Below are 18,590 nucleotides of genomic sequence, written 5' to 3'. Positions count from 1 at the left end.
CACCGGCGGGTGTCCCGCCACCTGCCAGTGACGGAGCTTGCCGGGGTTCCGCACGGCCCAGATCCGGCGGACGACGCCGCCGCCGACGTCGAAGGCCAGCACCGTCTCGACCACGCCGCCGCGCAGCGCGACCAGCCCGGGACGCCCGTTGACCGTGCGTTCCACCAGGGTCATCGCCGGGATCCGGCCGGTGAGCTCCACGACGTACCGCGCCAGCCGCGCCCCGCCCCGGACCGGCCGGCGCACGGTGCTCACCCGCCCGCCACCGTCCGCGACGGCGACCGCCGACGGGTCCAGCAGGCCGATCAGGCCCGGGATGTCCTTGGCCTCCCACGCGATCTTGAACGCGCGGACGACCGACGCGCTCGGCTCCGGAGCGGGCCGGCGGCCGGGCCGGAGCCGGCGGCGGGCCGACGAGGCCAGCTGCCGGCACGCCGCCGGAGTGCGGTCCAGCACGGCCGAGACCTCGGCGAACGCGTACCCGAAGACGTCGTGCAGCACGAACGCGACCCGCTCGGCCGGTGTCATCGACTCGCACACGACCAGGAAGGCCATGGTGACGGACTCGTCGAGGGCCACGTGCTCGGCCGGGTCGGCCGGCAACTCGCCCGGCACCGGCTCCGGAAGCCACTCGCCGACGTACCGCTCCCGCCGGACCCGCGCCGAGCCGAGGAGATCGAGGCAGCCGCGGCTCACGACCGTGGTCAGCCAGGCACCGGGCCGCTCGATCGCCGCCCGCCGCGGCTCGGGCAGGGCATACCACCGGCCGTAGGCCTCCTGGACTACGTCTTCGGCGTCGCTCAGGGAACCCAGGAGCCGGTAGGCGATCCCGATCACCCGGGGCCGTTCACGGAGAACATCGGTCACACCGCCCTGACGAACGCCGGGGGCGATCTGTGACAGCCGGACGTCGTGACACACCGGCCGTACCCGCGTACGTGTTCCGGCGTAGCCGCAAGAGCCGTCCGCGAGCGGACGACCGCGGCCTGCCCCGGCACCACCATGGGAGCCATCCGAAAGGAGGCCCCATGGCCCTCAAGCCACGGGCGCGGAAGTGGTTCCTGGTCGCACACATCGTCTCGGCCGGTGCGTGGATCGGGATCGACGCGACCCTCGGCGTCCTCGCCTGCACCGCTCTCCTCTCCGGCGACGACGCCGTGCGGACCGCCGGCCTGAACGCGCTTCCGCTCTTCGCCGTGTGGCCGATGCTCACCGCCGCCGTGCTCACGCTCGGGACCGGTGTCGTCCTCGGCCTCGGCAGCCGGTACGGGCTCGTGCGCTACTGGTGGGTTGCCGCCAAGCTCGCCGTCAACCTCCTGATGGCGGTGCTGATCCTCGTCGCGCTGCGGCCCGGCATCGCCGAAGCCGCCGCCACCGGAGACGCGCGCGGGCTGCTCTACCCCGTCGTCGTCGCCCCGAGCCTCTTGCTGTTCGCCAGCGTCCTCTCGGTCTTCAAGCCGTGGGGCCGCATCCGGAAGGAGACCCATGCCGCTGCCCGTCGAAACCACCGCGCTGACCAAACGCTACGGACCGGCCGCCGCGGTCGAGGACCTGAACCTGTCGGTGCTCGCCGGTGAGGTGTACGGCTTCCTCGGCCCGAACGGCGCCGGCAAGACGACCACGCTGCGGATGCTGCTCGGCCTGATCCGGCCGACGTCCGGCCGGGTACGGCTCTTCGGCGCCGGACCCGGCCCCGCCAGCCTCGCCCGCGTCGGCGCGCTGATCGAAGGCCCGGCCTTCTACCCGTACCTGTCCGGGCGCGCCAACCTGCGGGTCCTCGCCGACCACGCCGGGGTGCCGCGCGCTCGCGTCGACGGCGTCCTCGACGTCGTCAGCCTCGCCGACCGCGCGAAAGACCGGTATTCGACGTACTCGCTCGGCATGAAGCAGCGGCTCGGCCTCGCCGCCGCGCTGCTGAAGGACCCCGAGCTCGTGGTCCTCGACGAGCCGACCAACGGCCTCGACCCGGCGGGCATGGCCGACATGCGCGTCACCCTCCGTGATCTCGCCGCCGGCGGCTGCACGGTGCTGCTGTCGAGCCACCTGCTGGCCGAGGTCGAGCAGATCTGCGACCGCGTCGGCGTGCTCGACCACGGCAGGCTCGTCGCCGAGACCACCGTGGCCGGCCTGCGGGCGGGCGGTGCCCTGCGCGTCGTCCCCGACCCGGTCGAGCGCGCCCGGGAGCACCTCGAACGGCGTTACGGCGCCGGCCGCGTCCGCGTCGACGGGAACGCCCTGGAACTCGACGTCGACCCCGGCCAGGCCGGGCGGGTCAACGCCGAGCTGGTCGGCGCCGGGTGCACCGTCACCGAGCTGCGCTGGCACGAACCCGACCTCGAGCAGACCTTCCTCGCCCTGACCGGAGGCACCGGCCATGCTGCGTGACATCCGAGCCGAGCTGACCAAGCAGTCCCGCCGCCCGGCGAGCTGGCTGCTGCTGGCCGTGGCCGTCGTCCTGACGCTGACCTTCGGCTACGTCGTCCCCTACGCGGCACTCGGCGGCACCCCCGTGTCGGGCGGTCCCGGCGCCGGCCGCGGGCTGAGCGCGATGCTGCCGGACGCGTTCGTCGGCAGCGCCCTCGGCGGTCTGCCGATCTTCGTCGGTGCCTTGGCGCTCATCTTCGGCGTGCTCGTGGCCGGAAGCGAATACGGCTACGGCACCTGGAAGACGGTGCTGGTGCAGCACCCGTCGCGCCTCGCCGTGTACGCCGCGAAGCTGGTCACCGTCGCGGTCGCGGCGCTCGCCGTGGTGCTCGCGCTGTTCGCCGCGGCCGCCGGGGCCGGCGCGGTGGTCGCGTCGCTGCAGGACCAGCCGCAGTCCTGGCCGCCGGCCTCGGACGTCGTGCTCGGCCTCGGCGCCGGCTGGCTGGTGACGACGATGTGGGGCGTGCTGGGCGTGCTGCTGGCGATCGGCCTGCGCTCGGTCGCGCTGCCGATCGGGCTCGGGCTGGTGTGGCTGCTGGCGGTGCAGAACCTGCTGGCGTCGGTCGCCGCGCCGCTGCTGGACTGGGTCGCGCAGCTGCAGAAGGCGCTGCCCGGGCCGAACGCGGGCGCGCTCGCCGCCGCGTTCGGGGCGGACGCGCCGGGGGCCGACGGGATCGTCGGCTCCGGGCAAGCCGCCGTCGTGCTGGCCGCGTACCTGGTCGCCTTCGGCCTGCTCGGCGGCCGGCTGCTGCATCGGCGTGACATCGCCTGACCACCCGGTGCGGTGCGCTTGTGGCCGGTCACGGGCGGTGTAGTGTTTCCCGGTCCGACCGGCGGGTGACCCACGTGAGGTGCCATGACAGTGCGGCGGTACCCGGTGGCGATCCTGCTCGTGGTCGTCACCGTGGCCCTGGTCGTGGTGAACGGTTTCGCCCCGTGGGGCGACACCCTCGCGCAGTGGGTCGACGACGCGATGCAGCTGAGCGCCGGCGTCGGCGCGGTCGTCTGCGGTGTCCTGGTCGCCCGCCGGGTCCGCGGGCACCAGCGCTGGTGGCGGGTGCTGGTCGCGACCGGCATGGCCGGCTGGTCGCTCGGCCAGTGCGTCTGGTCCTGGTACCAGCTGGTCGACGGGCGCGGGCTGCCGTCGCCGTCGCCGGCCGACGTCGGCTACCTGAGCTTCCCGGTGTTCGCCCTCGCCGCGCTGATCGTCCTGGCGCGGGCGCGGGTCCGCCCGGACCGCGAACGCTGGCAGCCCGCCCAGTGGACCGCGCACTTCGGCGTCGCGGTCGTGCTCGACGGCCTGGTCGTCACCGGCTCGCTGTTCATCCTGACCTGGACCGCGGCGCTCGGGCAGCTGGTCAGGGCCACCGCGCCGGACGCGCTCACCTGGGCCGTCGCCATCGCCTACCCGCTGTCGGACCTGGTGATCGTGGTCGTCGCGGTGCTGCTGGTCGTGTTCGACCGGGTGGACCGGCCCTACCGGGCGAACCTGCTGCTGGCCGCCGTCGGGATCGTGGCGCTCGCCTGCTCCGACAGCGTGTTCGCCTACCTCGTCAGCATCGGCGCCGAGAGCATGAAGCCGTGGTCGGACGGCGGGTTCGTCCTCGGGCCGCTGTTCATCGCGTTCGCCCTGCTGGTGACGCCGAACGCGCGGCGCCGCGACGACGCGGGCCAGCCGGGCGGCGTCGACTGGTGGCAGCTGGCGCTGCCGTACGTCCCGGTCACCGCCGTGGCGCTGCTGATCACCGTGCAACTGCTGGCGGGTGCCGGACCGGACGGCGTCGAGGTGTTCGTCGGCGTGCTCGTCGTGTTCCTCGTGCTGGCCCGGCAGCTGCTTTCGCTGCTGGACAACAGGTTGCTGCTGCGCCGGGTGTACGAGGGCCAGCAGCAGCTGACCCACCAGGCCTACCACGACCCGCTGACCGGGCTGGCCAACCGCGCGCTGTTCGCCGACCGGCTGGACCGGGCCGTCGAAGCCGTCGAGGCGCCGCTGGTGCTGATCTTCGTCGACCTCGACGACTTCAAGGAGGTCAACGACCGGTTCGGGCACGCGGGCGGCGACGTCCTGCTGCACGCGGTCGCCCAGCGGCTGCTGAGCTGCGTCCGCTCGACCGACACCGTCGCGCGGCTCGGCGGCGACGAGTTCGCGATCCTGCTGGAAGGCGAGCCGGAGGCCCCGCAGGCGGTCGCCGACCGGATCCAGGGCGCGCTGCGGCGGCCGTTCGCGGTGCACGGGACGCTCGTGTCGGTCCGCGCGAGCATGGGCCTGGTGGTGCCGGACCCGGCCGAGCCGCTGGTCACCGCGGACGTGCTGCTGGGCCGCGCGGACTCGTCGATGTACGCGGGCAAGCGGCTGGGCAAGGACACGACGGTGGTGTACCAGCCGTCGCAGGACGGCCCGCCCGACTTCCCGACGGCGCTGCGCCGCGCGGCCGGCGGCATCCCGGAGGGGTTCGGCCTGGTGTTCCAGCCGATCGTCCGGCTGGCCGACGAGGCCCCGGTGGCGCTGGAGGCGCTGGCCCGCTGGACGACGCGGGACGGCACGGCGGTCTCGCCGGAGACCTTCGTCCGCGCGGCCGAAGGGGCGGGTCTCGGCGCGGAGCTGGACGCGCTGGTGCTGGACCTGGCGTGCCGGGAGATCACGGCGGCGGGCCTGGACCTGACGGTGCACGTGAACGTCTGCGCGAGCCGCCTCGGCGCGGCCACGCTGGAGCGGAGCGTCGCGGCGGCACTGGACCGGTACGGGCTGCCGGCGTCCCGGCTCGTCGTGGAGATCACGGAGACGGTCCCGGTCCCGGACCTGACGGCGGGCGCGGCGGCGATCCGCCGGCTGCAGGAACTGGGCGTCCGGGTGGCACTCGACGACTTCGGCGCGGGCTACAGCTCACTGACGGTGCTGCACGCGCTCCCGGTCGACCTGCTCAAGCTGGACCGCGCCCTGACGACGGGCATCCAGCCGGAACGGGACGCGGCGCTGTGCCGCTCGTTGGTGGGGTTGTGCGCGGACCTCGACCTGGCGGTGGTCGCCGAGGGGATCGAGACGGCGGAGCAGGCGGAGCTGGTCACGCGGGCGGGTTGCACGTCCGCGCAGGGGTATCGGTTCGGGCGTCCGGCGCCGTTGCCCGCCCTGCGGCTGTCGACGATCCCGGCGGGTTAGCACGCCCGGGTGGCCGTGAGTGAGAAACAGTGTTCTGGCCCTGTTTCTCACTCACGACCGGCTCAGTCCGCCGTCACCCCGGGCGGCAGCACGCCGAAGATCGTCGCGGTCGAGCCTGCTCCCCGGCGGTTGATCGGGCCGCCGGCGAGGACCCATGCGCCGGTCGTCGGCAGCGCCTTCAGGTTCGCCAGGATCTCCAGGCTGATCCGGTGGCGCTGGTACACCAGCTTCGACACGGTGTACGTCTCGTCGGTGCCGACGTCGGGGCTGAACGTGTCGGTGCCCGTGCCGCCGCGGCGGCCCAGGCGTCCCGTGTCGATCAGCCACCGCACCGCGGGGATCGAGAAGCCCGGCTGGTGCAGCACGCCGTCGGCGCCGGTGTTCGGGTAGGCCGGCGTGCCCCACTTGGCGTCCCAGCCCGTCCAGAGCACGACCACGGACTCGTCCGGGATTCTTCCGTGCCGTCGTTCCCACGCCTTGAGGTCGTCGATGGTCACGCCGTAGTCGGGGTCGGCCGCGGCCTTCGCCCGGACGTCGATCTTGACCGCGGGCCGGAAGAGGTCCTCCGGGTCCATGTCGTCGGCGAGCGGCTGGCCGGCGTTGAAGTGCCCGGGTGCGCCCCAGTGCGTGCCCGTGTGCTCGCCTTCGCGGACGAACTGCAGGTAGTAGCCGTCCTTCGGGATGGTGGCGATCGTCTCCAGCGTGAACGCCGGGTCGCCGGGGAAGACGTTCGTCGTGGCGGGGTCGTTGACGTGGGAGAGGTTGACCAGGTTCAGCTGGTCGAGCCGCACCGGCGGCGCCGCGGGTTGCGCGGCCTGCGCGGTCCGCCCGGACAGGGCGGCGCCGAACACCCCGGCCAGCCCTGCGGCCAGCACCCTGCGTCTCATCGGCATGGGATCACCTTTCACCGGAACACCGCCCGTGCGGCGGCCTGCACGTGATATCACCCGGGCGGCGCGTGGCCAAGGAGCCTGCGCGAGGATGGGCGCATGGACGACGACATCGAAGACCACGCCGACGAAGGGATCCTCGACCCCGAGGACACTTTGGACGACCGCGACGAGCTGGCGGAGGGCTATTCACCGCCGGAACGCCCGCGGGAAACGGAAGAATGGGGCACGACCGCACGCGAAGCCGCGGAGGGCGAGAGCTGGGAACGCCGGCTCGCGCGCGAGGTCCCGGACCTGGCCGACACCGAGGGCGACGGCCTCGGCGACAGCGAGGACACCGACGGCGAGCTGATCGACGACGAGGTCGGCGACGTCCGCGCGGGCCGTCTGGTGGCGTCGGACGAGGGCTTCGGCGAGGACACCGACGAGGAGCTGTACGCATCCGACGCGGGCATCGACGGCGGCGCGGCCTCGGCGGAGGAAGCGGCCGTCCACGTGATCGACCCGTCGCGGCGCTGGTAGGCGGCCGGACCCGCCCCCACGACGAGTCCGGCCCCGATTCCGCCAGCGGCCGTCCGCCTGAGCGACCCGTCACGGCACTGGCTAGACGGCCGGACCGCCCCCACCACGAGTTCGGCCCCGCAGAGGAAACGGCCGTCCACCTGACCCGTCGCGGCGCTGGTAGGCGGCCGGACCCGCCCCCACGACGAGTCCGGCCCCGATTTCGCGATCGGCCTAATCCTTTCCCGGGGCCGGGGCGTGGGGTAGGCGGCAGAGCGGTCGTGTCCGGATCCGGCCGGGTCGCTCCGCGCTGCCGGAAAGGGACACGGATGCTGGAAGGGCTGCTGACGCCCGGCGCGGGCGCGCTGTACGACGCGATGGTGCGCACCGGGCCGGTACCGCTGGACGACCCGCGGGCCGAGAGCCCGGAGATGCGGGAGCTGTTCGAACGCGGGTTCGTGCGCCGCGACTACCGCGACGACCCGGTGATCGCACCGATGGAGCCGGTGCGCGCGGTCGACCACGCCATCCTCGGCGCGCAGCAGCGGCTGCTGGAGCAGCAGCGGCAGATCGTCGCGGCGCGCCAGCAGCTGGACATGCTGCAGGCGGTGTACCGCGCGGCGAACGGTTCGGGCGGCGACACGGCCGTCGAGGTGCTGACCGACCCGCGGCGCATCGGCTCGCTGTCGCTGGAGCTGTGCCTGTCGGCGCGCGAGGAGTTCCTGACGTTCACCACGCGCCACTTCAAGCGCAAGCCGGACGCGGGCACGGTGATGCGGCTCCCGGACGCGGTGACCGAGCGCGGGGTGAGCCTGCGGAACGTGTACGAGCGCGCGGCACTGGAGTTCGAGGGTGCGAAGGAGGTCGTGGACGCGAGCGTGGCGGCGGGCTGGACCATGCGGGTGGCCCCGGAGCTGCCGATGAAGATGGTGATCGCCGACCGCCATTCGGCGCTGGTCCCCCTGGACCCGAGCGGCATGGAGGGCGCGCTGTTCATCCGCAGCCCGACGATCGTGGCGGCGCTGCGGATGCTGTTCGAGCTGGTGTGGAGCCAGGCGGTGCAGGTGCACGGCCCGGCAGCCGAGCCCCGCCACGGCCTGACACCGACCCAGGCGAAGGTGCTGGACCTGCTGGCAACGGGCATGACGGACGGCGCGATCGCCCGCCACCTGGACGTGAGCGAGCGAACGGTCCGCCGGCACGTACAGGGGCTGCTGGAGGCGCTGCAGGCGGACAACCGGGTGGCGGCGGTGTTCGCGGCCACGAGGCTGGGCTGGCTGGGCTGATCCCGGCGGCGGTGGCCGGTTCCACGGCCTCGGGTCCGGCTGCGCGCCTCCACGGCCCCCAGCCGCGCAGGCTCTCGACCACCCGCGGGCCGCCGCTGCCGTGGTCCGGCTGCGCGCCTCCACGGCCGCCGATCGGCTCACGCGCGCCGGCCGCGCCGCGTCGGCGGGGCCGCTGGCGCCCCACCGACCCGCTTCCGCCCGCGGCCCTACTGCCAATGGCAGGCCGGCCCCTCGACCGTCCAGATCCACACGCAATCCGTCTTCGGCTTGCCCACGTCCGCGGCCTGCGCCGCCGGGGCTGCCAGCGTCGCGACTGCCGCCGCCGTGATGATCGCCACCCAGGCCGCTCGTACTCGCCTGATCATGTTCGTCCTCCCCGCGAAGTGATCTCCCGACTCAATCTAAGGCCCGCCCACCCGCGACGGGGAGGGGCGGGTTCGGCCACTGTCCGGTTCCGGCCGGCCGCGAACCGGCCGGAACCGGACGTTGGCCGCCCTCGACCGGTGTGCCGCCGCCCGTTCCCCGCTTAGCGTCGCCGGTATGGGCGACGAGCAGCGCTGGTGGGCCGAGGATGGCTCGCGTCCGCGGCCCGAGCCCGCCGGGTGGTGGCCCGAGGCCGACACCCTGCACTGGGTCCGGTCCCGCCCGTCCGAAGACGACGACTGACGCTCAGCGGAAGCCGTGCCGCCGGGCGCCGGCGACCACCGCGAGGACCGGCAGCAGGAGCAGGAGCAGCGTCCACGGGAACGACATCGGCCCGGCCGCGTCCAGCAGGACGCCGCCGGCGACGCCGCCCGCCGCCATCGCCGCGTTCCACAGCGTGACCAGCATCGCCTGCGCGTTGTCCGCGGCTTCGCCGCCCGCGTTGCCGGCCGCCGTCTGCAGCAGCGTCGGGACGCCGCCCCAGCCGAGACCCCACAGCGTCACCGCGGCGTACACCAGAACGTGGCTGCCGGAGAACGCCGCCAGCAGCGCCGCGGCCACCGCGACCAGGATCGTGCTGAGGATCATCAGCGGGCGCAGCGCGCGGTCGATCCAGGCGCCCACGACCCAGATCCCGGCCATCGACGCGACGCCGAACACCAGCAGGACGACGTCCACCGCGTCCCCCATCCCGGCGTGGGCCAGGAAGGTGGCGACGTAGGTGTACAGGACGGTGTGGGCCAGCACGAACACGAGCGTCACGACCAGCACGGGCACCACGCCCGGCACCGCGAGCGTCCGCAGCACCGGGACGCGGCCGCGGGCCTGGCCGGGCTGGTCGGGCACGGCCGTGGTGATCCACGCCAGCAGGACCACCGCGATCGCCGACATGACGCCGAACGCCGAGCGCCAGCCGAGCAGCCCGCCGAGGAACGTGCCGGCCGGGATGCCCAGCGAGAGCGCCAGCGGGATGCCCGTCATGACGATCGCGATCGCCTTGCCCTGCAGGTGCGCCGGGGCCAGCCGCCGCGCGTACCCGGCCAGCAGCGCCCAGACGACCCCGGCGGCGACCCCGGCGACGAACCGGGCGGCCATGGTCAAGACGTAGTCCGCCGACAGCGCCGTCACGGTGTTGGCGACGGCGAACCCGGCGACGCCGGCCAGCAGCAAACGCTTGCGGCTCCAGGTGGCCGTGGCCGCGGCGAGGGGAATCGCGGTGAGGGCGGTGCCGAGGGCGTAGACCGTCACGGCCTGTCCGGCGGCGGACTCACCGACCCCGAGGCCGGCGCTCATGCCGGGCAGCACGCCGGCGGGCAGCGCCTCGGTGAGCACCGTGACGAACGCGGCGGTGGTGAGGGACAGCAAAGCGGTGCGGGGCAGGACTTCTGTGCTCGTCATGCCGCTATGCTCAAACCATCACATCTATGTGAAGGTCTACGTGAGGTGGCACACATGCGGATCGGCGAGCTCGCGGAGCGCACCGGCACGTCCCGCCGGCTGCTCCGCTACTACGAGGAACAGGGCCTGATCGTCGCTTCCCGCGGGCCGAACGGCTACCGCGACTACGACGAGGCGACGGTCGACCGGGTGCTGCAGGTCCGCGGGCTGCTCGACGCCGGGCTGCCCACCCGCATCATCAAACAGATCCTGCCCTGCCTCGACAAGCCCCGCACGATCTACTTCCCGGACGCGACACCGGAGATGATCGCGACCCTGGAGGAGCAGCGCGACCGCATGGCCCGGCGGGCGGAATGCCTGCTGCGCAACCGGGACGCGATTTCGGAGTACCTGGACGCGGTGCTCGAGTACAACCGCGCCTCGGGCACGTCGCGAATCCCCGCCGCGAACATCCCCGAGCTGTCCTGAGTGGACGAAGGGCCCGGACGCGATCGCGCCCGGGCCCTCCAGCTTTCAGCAGCGGCCCGCGATGGCGCGCAGCAGTTCCGCGTTCGCCGTGTCGCCCGACAGCTCCCAGGCGAACACCCCGCCCAGCCCCTGCGACTTCGCGTAGCCCGCCTTGGCCGACGCGGTCTCGGGCGTGTCGTAGCTCCACCACTGCGAACCGCACTTCGCGTACGCCGTGCCCGCGATCCTTCCGTTGGCGGGGCACGTGTTCTTGAGGACCTTGTAGTCCTCGACACCCGCTTCGTACGTGCCCGGCGCCGGGCCGGTCGCGGTGCCGCCGGGCTGCTTCCGCGTCACGCCGTCCCAGCCGCGGCCGTAGAATCCGAGGCCCAGCAGCATCTTCGACGACGGCACACCTTGGTGGCGCAGCTTCTGGATCGCGGCGTCGGCGTAGTAGCCGGCGGCCGGGATGCCCGGGTAGGCCCGCAGCGGCGAGTGCGGCGCCGTGGGGCCCGTCGGGCTGGCACCGGCGACGAAGTAGTCGTAGGTCATCACGTTGTACCAGTCGAGGTACCGGCTCGCCCCGGCGTAGTCGGTGGCGTCGATCTTGCCGTTCTCCGAGCCGTCCGCGGTGATCGCGGCGGTCACCAGCCGGTGGCCGAACTTCGCGCGCAGCGCCCTGACCAGCCCGGTGAACGCCTTCGGGCCGCTCGTGTCGCACGTGTTGCCGCAGGCGTTCGGGTACTCCCAGTCGATGTCGATGCCGTCGAAGACCCCCGCCCAGCGCGGGTCGTTGACGAGGTCGTAGCAGGACTGCGCGAACGCCTCGGGGTTCTTCGCCGCCTCGGTGAAGCCCGCCGACCAGGTCCAGCCGCCGAACGACCACAGCACCTTCAGCCCCGGGTGCAGCTTCTTCAGCTCGCGGAGCTGGTTGAAGCTGCCGTGCAGGGCACCGGGCTCGGTGCTGTCCGCCTGGCCGCTGACGCTCGTGGCGGCGTCGTAGGGCATGTCGTGGTCGGCCCACGGGTCGCCGACCGCGCACCCGCCGCCCGTCACGTTGCCGAACGCGTAGTTGACGTGGGTGAGCTTCGTGGCCGAGCCGGAGGTTTCGATGTCCTTGACGTGGTAGTTGCGGGCGTAGACGTCCCAGTCGGCGAAGTAGGCCATCACCTTGCCGTGGGCCTGCCCGGCTTCCGCGGGCGGCGCGGCGACGGCCGCGCCGGCCAGCGCGAGCACGGCGACAGCGATGCGTTTTCTCATGCGGAGCACGGGATTTTCCTTCCGGAACCGGCTGGGCGGTCGTGCTGAGGCTAACAGGTCCAGACCATTGCGGACCAGACCGAATCGGTGCGGTCAAGGGATTTCACGATGGCTCCGCGGCCGGGTGCGGATTCACCGCGGACGGCTACCGGCCGGCCAGCCGGAGGATCGCCGCCGCCGAGCGGTCGACGTCGGCCTCGGTCGTCAACCAGTTCGACACCGAGATCCGCAGGTAGCGGCGGCCGCGCCAGGTCGTGCCGCCCAGCCAGCACGTCCCGTCGAGCTGGATCGCCCGGACGAGCGCGTCGGTGCGGGCGTCGTCGCCGAAGGAGGCCAGCACCTGGTTGAGGACGACGTCGTTGGCGATCTCGGCGCCGCCGGCGGCGAGGGCGGCGGCGAACCGGCGCGCCAGGCGGCAGCAGCGGTCGACGAGCTCGGCGACACCGTCGCGGCCCAGCTCGCGCAGCGCCGCCCAGACCGCGAACCCGCGGGCGCGGCGCGACGACTCCAGCGTCAGGTCCCCCATGCCGGACACCTCGCCGGCGCCGGTCAGGTAGGCCGCGCGGTAGGCGATCGCCTCGGCGTGGACCTCCGGGTGCGCGCAGAAGGCGAAACCCGAGTCGTAGGGGACGTTGAGCCACTTGTGGCCGTCGCACGCCCACGAGTCGGCCAGCTCGGCGCCGTCGAGCAGCGCCGCCGTCCCCGGGTTGGCGGCGGCCCAGAGGCCGAAGGCGCCGTCGACGTGGACCCACGCGCCGTGCCGGTGCGCGAGCTCGCAGGCGGTCCTGAGGTCGTCGCAGGCGCCGGTGTTGACGTTGCCCGCCTGGAGGCAGACGATCTGCGGCCGGTCACCCAGCGCCCGCTCGAGGTCTTGCACGTCGATGGCGCCGTCGGGGCGTGCCCGCACCGGCTCGACGGCCCGCGTGCCGAAACCGAGCAGCCGCAGGGCGCGGTCGATGGTGGCGTGCCGCTCTTCGCTCGCGACGACGCGGACGCGCGGGGCGCCGGCGAGCCCGTCGCGTTCGACGTCCCAGCCCGCTTCGGCGAGGACGTGGTGGCGCGCGGCGGCCAGCCCGACGGTGTTCGCCGCCTGCCCGCCGGTGACGAAACCGGCGGACGCGGTCGCGGGCAGGCCGAGCAGCTCCTTCAGCCACGCGCCGGCGACCTCTTCGGCGGCGGCCGCGGCCGGGGAAAGGACCGCGTTGAAGCCGTTCTGGTCCCAGCCGGCCGCGAGGACGTCGGCGGCGGTGGCGGCGGGGAGCGCCCCGCCGATGACGAAGCCGAAGAACCGCGGGCCCGCCGTGGCGACCAGGCCGGGTTCGGCGGCGCGGGCGAGTTCTTCGAGCACGCTCGCCGGATCCGCGGGGCCGGCGGGGAGCGGGCCGCCGAAGGCCGCGCGCAGGACGGCGGGATCGGCGGGCCGGGCCACCGGCCGGTCCGCCAGTCCCGCCCGGTGGGCGGCGGCCAGCTCGGCGGCGCGGGTGAGGAGGTCACGCAGGTCGTCCACGAGGGCGACTGTAGGCCCGCGCGGGCGAAGTGACATCCGTCCGCGCGGGGAACAATCGCGGGGCGCCCGGCGTAGCGTCCTGGTATGGAGATCCCGCTGCACACCGACCGGCTCGTGATCCGGGACTGGACGGTGGACGACGCCGAAGCCGCGTTCGAGATCTACGGCGCAGAAGACGTGACGCACTGGCTCACCCCGGCCATGGACCGCGTCGGCGACATCGGCGCGATGCGCGCGGTGCTGAACGCGTGGCAGGAGGCGCAGCCGAACCTGCCGCCGCCGCGCGGGCGGTGGGCCGTCGAGCGCATCGAGGACGGCGCGGTGATCGGCGGCCTCGGCATCCGGCTGTTGCCGCCGTTCGAGGAGGACCTCGAGCTGAGCTGGCAGCTGGCGCCGGGCGCGTGGGGCCAGGGCTACGCGTCCGAAGCGGCGACGGCGCTGATCGAGTGGGCGTTCACGCAGGACACCGAGGAGCTGTTCGCGGTCGCACGGCCGAACAACACGCGCGCGATCGCCGTCGCCAAGCGGCTCGGCATGCGGTGGGTCGGCGAGACGGACAAGTACTACAACCTGCGGCTGCAGGTGTACCGGATCCGGCACACCGACCTCATCGACTGACCGGCTCCAGCAGGAAGACCCGGATTTCGCGGTCCCCGGCGCGCACGGCGTAGCGGTCGTAGGCCGGCCAGTACGCGGCGACGGCGTCCCACGTCTCCCGGCGCTCGTCCCCGGTCAGGAGCCGCCCGGTGACCTCGATCGTCCGGCCGCCGATCGTGACCGTCGCCTCGGGCCGGGCCAGCAGGTTCGCCGACCACGCCGGGTGCGCCTCGCCGCCCCAGTTCGAGCCGATGACGACGTACCCGCCGCCGCGCTCGACGTAGAGCAGCGGCACCTGCCGCGGGGCACCGCTGCGCCGCCCGACGGTGGTGAGCAGCAGCGTCCGCAGCCCGACCGCCGCGCCGACCCCGAGGCGTCCGCCGCTGACCCGCAGCAGCACCCGGTCGGCGGGGACGAGCGCCCGCCCGAGCACCCCGAACGCGCGGCTCTTGCCGAACCCGGCGAACACCTTCCGCAACGCAGCCACGGCGGAACCCTAGCCGGGGCGTCTTCTGGCAAGGTCGGGGCATGACCGAATCCGCCGCCGAAGTTTTCGACGCACTGGGCAAGGACTACGAGCACGCGTTCCGGAACCTGACCGAACGGCGGGACGCGATCACCGCGCTGGCCGAGCGGCTGCCCGCGGGCGCGCAGGTGCTCGACCTCGGTTCGGGCACCGGCCGGCCCACCGCGGAACTGCTGGCCGCGGCCGGTCACGCCGTCACCGGGTACGACGTCTCGCCGAAGATGGTCGAGATCGCGCGGGCGCAGGTGCCGGGCGCCCGGTTCGAACTCGGCGACATGCGCGAACTGTCCTTCGCGGACGGAACCTGGGACGCGATCACCGCCTTCTTCTCGATGCTGCAGCTGCCCCGCGCCGACCAGGAGACGATGATCGGCCGGATCTCGGCGTGGCTGAAGCCCGGCGGCCTGCTCGTGTTCGCGACCGTGCCCGCCGACGTCGACGGCGTCGGCATCGTCTTCATGGGACATCCGGTGCGCGCGAGCAGCTTCGCCGCCGAGGCCCTGGCCGGAAAACTCCGCGCCGCGGGCCTGGAGATCGTCCGCGAAACCCGCTCCGAGTTCGTCCCTGAGCACCCCGGCGCGACCGGGGAACCGCACGTCCACCTGACCGCGCGCAAGCCCGCGCGGACGTGAATTTTGCTCAAGTCGGTGCATGTTCCGGGCCGCGGACCCGGGCTAAGGTGAGGAATGGGCATCGATGCTCCGGCCAAGCCGGTCTCTCGCGAGCACCGTGAGCTGGTGCGGGAGATGCTGGCCCGGCTGCCGGAGTTCGCCGACCGCCTCGCCCGCGTGCTCAGCGAAGCCGACGAGTTCTACCGCCAGGTCGACGCCGTCGCGCCCGGCGAGCTGCGCCAGGTCTGCCACGCCAACCTCGAACGCGCGCTGACCGCGTTGGCCGAGGGCCGCGGGCTGGCCCTCGACGCCGCCCGCAAGACCGGGCTCGCCCAAGCCCGGCAGGGCATCCCGCTGCCCGCGGTGCTGCGCGCGTTCCGGATCGGCGGCACCTTCGTCTACGAAGCCCTGCTCGAGCTGGCCGGCCCGGAGTTCCTCAACCCCACGCGGACCATCGAGATCAACTCCTACGTCTGGAAGGCGATCGACCTCTACTCCGACGCGCTGACCACGGCGTACGAGGAGGTCGCGGCCGAGCCGTCGCACGCGAACGCGCGGCTGCTGGACGACCTGCTCCGCGGCCGGCTCGCGAGCCAGGCCGAGATGGAGGCCGCCGCGCGCGAGCTGGGCCTGCCGACCGCGGGCATGTTCGTCGCCGTGGTCACCGAACGCGTCGAGCCCGAGGAGCACGACAGCGTCGAGGCGTTGCTGCGCGCCCGCCGCTGGCGCTCGGCCTGGCGGCCCGGCGGCGAAGCGGGTCTCGTAGCGATCGACCGCGTCGAGGACGTGCGGCGGCTGCGCGAGACCCTGGGCGCATTGCCCGTGGCGGCGGGGTTGAGCAAGCCGTTCAGCGGGTTCCCCGACGTCCCGGACGCGCTGCACCGGGCCCGCATCGCCCGCCGCTCGCTGCCGTCGGCGACCGCGGGGGTCGTCGTGTTCGGCGACTCGCCGGTGACGACGCTGGTCGCCGCCGCGCCGGGAATGGCCCGCGACGTCGTGCGGTCCGCGCTGGCCGGCGTGCTCGCCCTGCCCGGCGCGGAGCGGAAGGTGCTCCTCGACACGCTGCTCGCGTGGTTCGGCGGCCACGGCTCGGCGAAGGAGGCCGCGGACCGGCTGTTCGTGCACCCCAACACCGTCCGCTACCGGCTGCGCCGCGTCCAGGAGCTGACGAAACGCGACCTGACCGACCCCGCCGACATCGGCGAGCTCTACGTCGCCCTCGAGTCGGTGCGACTGGAGCCCGGCTCGACCGATTGACTTTCGATAGATTTCCAGCGATAGTCGACACATGCTGACCGAAAGACGCGCCGTGGCCGCGCTCCGGGTGTTCCTCGTGGTGCTGTTCGGCATCCTCGTCGTGTTCCAGACGCTCTCACTGCCGGGCGGAATCGCCTACCTGGCTCAGCAGAACCCGCACGACGCCAACCTGCGCTGGCCGCTGACCGCCATCGCGGTGTTCCTCGTGCTGTGCGTCGAGGTGGTCCTCGTCGCGACGTGGAAGCTGCTGACGCTGGTCAAGAAGGACCGGATCTTCACCAGCGCGTCCCTGAAGTGGGTCGACGTGATCGTCTGGGCCATCGCGGCCGCGTGGCTGGTCTTCGCCGGCATGCTGGTCTTCGTCGGGTTCAACGCCGACGACCCGGGCATGCCGATGCTGCTGTTCCTGGTGACCGTCGCGATCACCGTGCTCGGCCTGCTGATGGTGGTCATGCGCGCCCTGCTGCGGCAGGCGACCGCGCTGCGGTCCGACCTGGAAGCGGTCATCTGATGCCGATTGTCGTGCGCATCGACGTCGAGCTGGCCAAGCGGAAGATGAGCGTCGGGGAGTTCGCCGAAAAGGTCGGGCTCACGCCGGCGAACGTCGCCGTGCTCAAGAACGGCCGCGCGAAGGCGGTGCGGTTCAGCACGCTCGAAGCGATGTGCCGGGTGCTCGGCTGCCAGCCCGGCGACCTGCTGGAGTGGGTCGACGACTAGTCCTGCGCGACGAACCGGCTCAGCAGCTCGTGCAGCCGGTGCCGTTCCTCGTCGTCGAACACCTTCAGCAGGCCGGACATCGCGTCGGCGAACAGGCCGTTCGCCTCGTCCAGCCGTCGCTCGCCGTCTTCGGTGAGCACGATCTCGTACGCGCGCCGGTCGTGCCGGGATCGCTGTCGCCGCACCAGGTTCCGCCGCTCGAGGTCGTCGACGATCCGCACCAGCGTGGACTTGTCGACCCCGAGGGCCGCGCCGAGCTCACGCTGGCTGCGGACACCGCCGGTCCGCACCGCCGAGAGCACCCCCGCGTGCTGCAGCTCGATGCCCGCCGGCCGGGCCGCCTCGTTGGACTTCGCGCGCGCCAGGCGGTGAGCGCGGTAGAGCAGCATCCCGAGCGTGGCCGGGTCGACCGGTTGAGCCTCCATGGCGGGAACGCTAGCATCCGAGACAGTCTCATTTGAGACCATCTCGCTTCGGGGGTAATCGTGCGAGTACTGATCAGCGGTGCCGGACTGGCCGGCCCGTGCCTGGCCCACGGCCTGCGCCGGCACGGCATCGACGTCCGGCTCTTCGAACGCGACGCGGCGATCGACGCCCGCGCCCAGGGCTACCGGATCCACATCAACGGCGACGGGGACGCCGCGCTGCGCGAGTGGCTGCCGGCCGAGGCGTACGAGCAGGCCGTCGAAACCTCCTGCCGGACCGGCCGCGGGGTGAGCGTCGCCGGGCCCGGTCTCGACTCGTTCACCGAGATCCCGCTGCCCCCGGGCACCGCGGGCCTCACGGCCGACCGGCTGACGCTGCGCCGGATCATGCTGCGCGGCCTGACCTCCTGCACCCGGTTCGGCGCCGAGTTCGCCGGGTACACGCTGCTCGACGACGGCACCGTCCGCGTCCGGTTCGCCGACGGCAGCACGGAAGACGGCGACCTGCTCGTCGCCGCCGACGGGGTCGGCTCGGGCATCCGGCGCCTGCTGGTGCCGGGCTTCCCGCTGACGGTCGAGGACGCGCGGCTGATCTACGGCCGGACCCCGCTGACGGCCGAGGCGCGGGCGCTGACGCCGGACGCGGCGCTCGAAGGCTTCCTGGGCGTGGCGGGGCCGGACGAGAGGCGGCTGGCGCTGGCGGCACAGCGGTTCCGCCGCGACCCGGCCGAGTTCGGCTTCCCGCCGGGCGAGGACTACGTGATGTGGGCGGTGACAGCACCGTTCGGCCCGGACCTGTTCCGGCTGGGCCAAGACGAGCTGATCGAGCTGGCGGCGGAGACGCTCGCGGACTGGCACCCGTCGCTGGGCACGCTGATCCGCAAGGGCGACCCGGCGCACGCGATGCCTGCGAACGTCTACACGTCCGAGCGGCCGCGGCGGTGGTCACCGGCTCCGGTGACGCTGGTGGGCGACGCGGCGCACCCGATGCCACCGGCGGGCGTCAGCGCGGGAGTGGCCCTGCACGAGGCGGGTGTGCTGGCGGGACGCCTGGTGTCGGGCCAGCCATTGCCGGACGCGGTCGCGGCGTACGAGAAAGAGATGCTGGACAACGGTTTCGCCGCGGCGGCGGTCGCGGCCCGCAACCACCGCGGTGAGCATTGA

21 protein-coding genes and 1 pseudogene are annotated in these 18,590 nt (G+C 73.4%); 14 read left to right on the top strand and 8 right to left on the bottom strand.

The annotated features are described in order from the left end of the window. Positions 1-30: 30 nt before the first annotated feature. Positions 31-867: pseudogene (gene sigJ / locus BT341_RS15090) on the bottom strand (RNA polymerase sigma factor SigJ); the annotation flags it as partial. Positions 868-1,028: 161 nt separating this feature from the next. Between sigJ and BT341_RS15085 the strand changes: the two are divergent. The 4 genes from BT341_RS15085 to BT341_RS15070 all read left to right on the top strand — a co-directional run bounded on the left by BT341_RS15085 (position 1,029) and on the right by BT341_RS15070 (position 5,581). Beyond that, complete coding sequence (locus tag BT341_RS15085; protein ID WP_072476909.1) at positions 1,029-1,577, top strand: hypothetical protein; 549 nt, start codon at positions 1,029-1,031, stop codon at positions 1,575-1,577. Next, entirely contained in the window at positions 1,486-2,385 is a 900-nt protein-coding gene (locus BT341_RS15080) for an ABC transporter ATP-binding protein (protein ID WP_072476908.1), read from the top strand. Before BT341_RS15085 ends, BT341_RS15080 begins: the two co-directional genes overlap by 92 nt. Beyond that, positions 2,375-3,196, top strand: coding sequence for an ABC transporter permease (locus tag BT341_RS15075; RefSeq protein WP_072476907.1), 822 nt, complete (start codon positions 2,375-2,377; stop codon positions 3,194-3,196). Before BT341_RS15080 ends, BT341_RS15075 begins: the two co-directional genes overlap by 11 nt. A gap of 84 nt (positions 3,197-3,280) precedes the next feature. Beyond that, the gene (locus BT341_RS15070; RefSeq protein ID WP_245804983.1) at positions 3,281-5,581 is read left to right on the top strand and encodes a putative bifunctional diguanylate cyclase/phosphodiesterase; all 2,301 of its coding nucleotides are present in this window, start codon (positions 3,281-3,283) and stop codon (positions 5,579-5,581) included. Positions 5,582-5,643: 62 nt separating this feature from the next. Here BT341_RS15070 and BT341_RS15065 read toward each other — a convergent pair whose 3' ends face one another. After that, a complete protein-coding gene (locus BT341_RS15065; RefSeq protein ID WP_084742862.1) occupies positions 5,644-6,474 on the bottom strand; it encodes a cyclase family protein in 831 nt (276 codons plus the stop codon). 96 nt (positions 6,475-6,570) lie between these two features. Here BT341_RS15065 and BT341_RS15060 point away from each other — a divergent pair, with 96 nt between their 5' ends. Beyond that, positions 6,571-6,993: a DUF5709 domain-containing protein gene (locus BT341_RS15060; protein WP_072476906.1), complete on the top strand. Its 423-nt coding sequence runs from the start codon at positions 6,571-6,573 to the stop codon at positions 6,991-6,993. Between the two features lie 308 nt (positions 6,994-7,301). Beyond that, entirely contained in the window at positions 7,302-8,258 is a 957-nt protein-coding gene (locus tag BT341_RS15055) for a LuxR C-terminal-related transcriptional regulator (protein WP_072476905.1), read from the top strand. A gap of 206 nt (positions 8,259-8,464) precedes the next feature. Here the strand turns inward: BT341_RS15055 and BT341_RS45305 are convergent, their stop codons facing one another. Then, entirely contained in the window at positions 8,465-8,623 is a 159-nt protein-coding gene (locus BT341_RS45305; RefSeq protein ID WP_177328807.1) for a hypothetical protein, read from the bottom strand. A gap of 175 nt (positions 8,624-8,798) precedes the next feature. Here BT341_RS45305 and BT341_RS47280 point away from each other — a divergent pair, with 175 nt between their 5' ends. Continuing rightward, positions 8,799-8,924, top strand: a complete 126-nt coding sequence (locus tag BT341_RS47280) for a hypothetical protein (RefSeq protein WP_281255982.1) — start codon at positions 8,799-8,801, stop codon at positions 8,922-8,924. Between the two features lie 3 nt (positions 8,925-8,927). Here the strand turns inward: BT341_RS47280 and BT341_RS15050 are convergent, their stop codons facing one another. Next, positions 8,928-10,079 (bottom strand): MFS transporter, encoded by a 1,152-nt coding sequence (locus BT341_RS15050; protein WP_072476904.1) that lies wholly within the window; start codon positions 10,077-10,079, stop codon positions 8,928-8,930. A 54-nt stretch (positions 10,080-10,133) separates the two neighbouring features. On the opposite strand from BT341_RS15050, the gene BT341_RS15045 reads away from it, so the two are divergent. Beyond that, positions 10,134-10,547 carry a MerR family transcriptional regulator gene (locus BT341_RS15045; protein ID WP_072476903.1) on the top strand — a complete coding sequence of 138 codons (414 nt, stop codon included), beginning with the start codon at positions 10,134-10,136 and terminating at the stop codon, positions 10,545-10,547. 45 nt (positions 10,548-10,592) lie between these two features. On the opposite strand, the gene BT341_RS15040 is transcribed toward BT341_RS15045, so the two are convergent. Both BT341_RS15040 and BT341_RS15035 read right to left on the bottom strand, forming a co-directional pair. Further along, positions 10,593-11,786 (bottom strand): glycoside hydrolase family 18 protein, encoded by a 1,194-nt coding sequence (locus BT341_RS15040; RefSeq protein ID WP_425426357.1) that lies wholly within the window; start codon positions 11,784-11,786, stop codon positions 10,593-10,595. Positions 11,787-11,931: 145 nt separating this feature from the next. Next, on the bottom strand, positions 11,932-13,284 hold the full coding sequence (locus BT341_RS15035) for a pyridoxal phosphate-dependent decarboxylase family protein (RefSeq protein ID WP_143168893.1): 1,353 nt from the start codon (positions 13,282-13,284) through the stop codon (positions 11,932-11,934). Positions 13,285-13,377: 93 nt separating this feature from the next. On the opposite strand from BT341_RS15035, the gene BT341_RS15030 reads away from it, so the two are divergent. Then, positions 13,378-13,911: a GNAT family N-acetyltransferase gene (locus BT341_RS15030; protein ID WP_072476900.1), complete on the top strand. Its 534-nt coding sequence runs from the start codon at positions 13,378-13,380 to the stop codon at positions 13,909-13,911. Here BT341_RS15030 and BT341_RS15025 read toward each other — a convergent pair. After that, on the bottom strand, positions 13,901-14,368 hold the full coding sequence (locus BT341_RS15025) for a nitroreductase family deazaflavin-dependent oxidoreductase (RefSeq protein WP_072476899.1): 468 nt from the start codon (positions 14,366-14,368) through the stop codon (positions 13,901-13,903). The genes BT341_RS15030 and BT341_RS15025 overlap by 11 nt on opposite strands. A gap of 50 nt (positions 14,369-14,418) precedes the next feature. Here BT341_RS15025 and BT341_RS15020 point away from each other — a divergent pair, with 50 nt between their 5' ends. Genes BT341_RS15020 through BT341_RS15005 form a run of 4 tightly spaced genes read left to right on the top strand, consistent with a single transcriptional unit; the run spans position 14,419 to position 17,001 of the window. Further along, positions 14,419-15,048: a class I SAM-dependent methyltransferase gene (locus BT341_RS15020; protein WP_072476898.1), complete on the top strand. Its 630-nt coding sequence runs from the start codon at positions 14,419-14,421 to the stop codon at positions 15,046-15,048. Between the two features lie 54 nt (positions 15,049-15,102). Next, positions 15,103-16,284: a PucR family transcriptional regulator gene (locus BT341_RS15015; protein ID WP_072476897.1), complete on the top strand. Its 1,182-nt coding sequence runs from the start codon at positions 15,103-15,105 to the stop codon at positions 16,282-16,284. Between the two features lie 31 nt (positions 16,285-16,315). Then, the gene (locus BT341_RS15010; protein ID WP_072476896.1) at positions 16,316-16,795 is read left to right on the top strand and encodes a DUF2975 domain-containing protein; all 480 of its coding nucleotides are present in this window, start codon (positions 16,316-16,318) and stop codon (positions 16,793-16,795) included. Further along, the gene (locus BT341_RS15005; RefSeq protein ID WP_072476895.1) at positions 16,795-17,001 is read left to right on the top strand and encodes a helix-turn-helix domain-containing protein; all 207 of its coding nucleotides are present in this window, start codon (positions 16,795-16,797) and stop codon (positions 16,999-17,001) included. Before BT341_RS15010 ends, BT341_RS15005 begins: the two co-directional genes overlap by 1 nt. On the opposite strand, the gene BT341_RS15000 is transcribed toward BT341_RS15005, so the two are convergent. Next, positions 16,998-17,426, bottom strand: coding sequence for a MarR family winged helix-turn-helix transcriptional regulator (locus tag BT341_RS15000; protein ID WP_072476894.1), 429 nt, complete (start codon positions 17,424-17,426; stop codon positions 16,998-17,000). The genes BT341_RS15005 and BT341_RS15000 overlap by 4 nt on opposite strands. A 60-nt stretch (positions 17,427-17,486) precedes the next feature. Here BT341_RS15000 and BT341_RS14995 point away from each other — a divergent pair, with 60 nt between their 5' ends. Further along, a complete protein-coding gene (locus BT341_RS14995) occupies positions 17,487-18,590 on the top strand; it encodes an FAD-dependent oxidoreductase (RefSeq protein WP_072476893.1) in 1,104 nt (367 codons plus the stop codon).

The organism is Amycolatopsis australiensis, from assembly GCF_900119165.1.
Classification (GTDB): Bacteria; Actinomycetota; Actinomycetes; order Mycobacteriales; family Pseudonocardiaceae; genus Amycolatopsis; species Amycolatopsis australiensis.
This window is presented reverse-complemented; position numbering and strand designations above follow the sequence as displayed.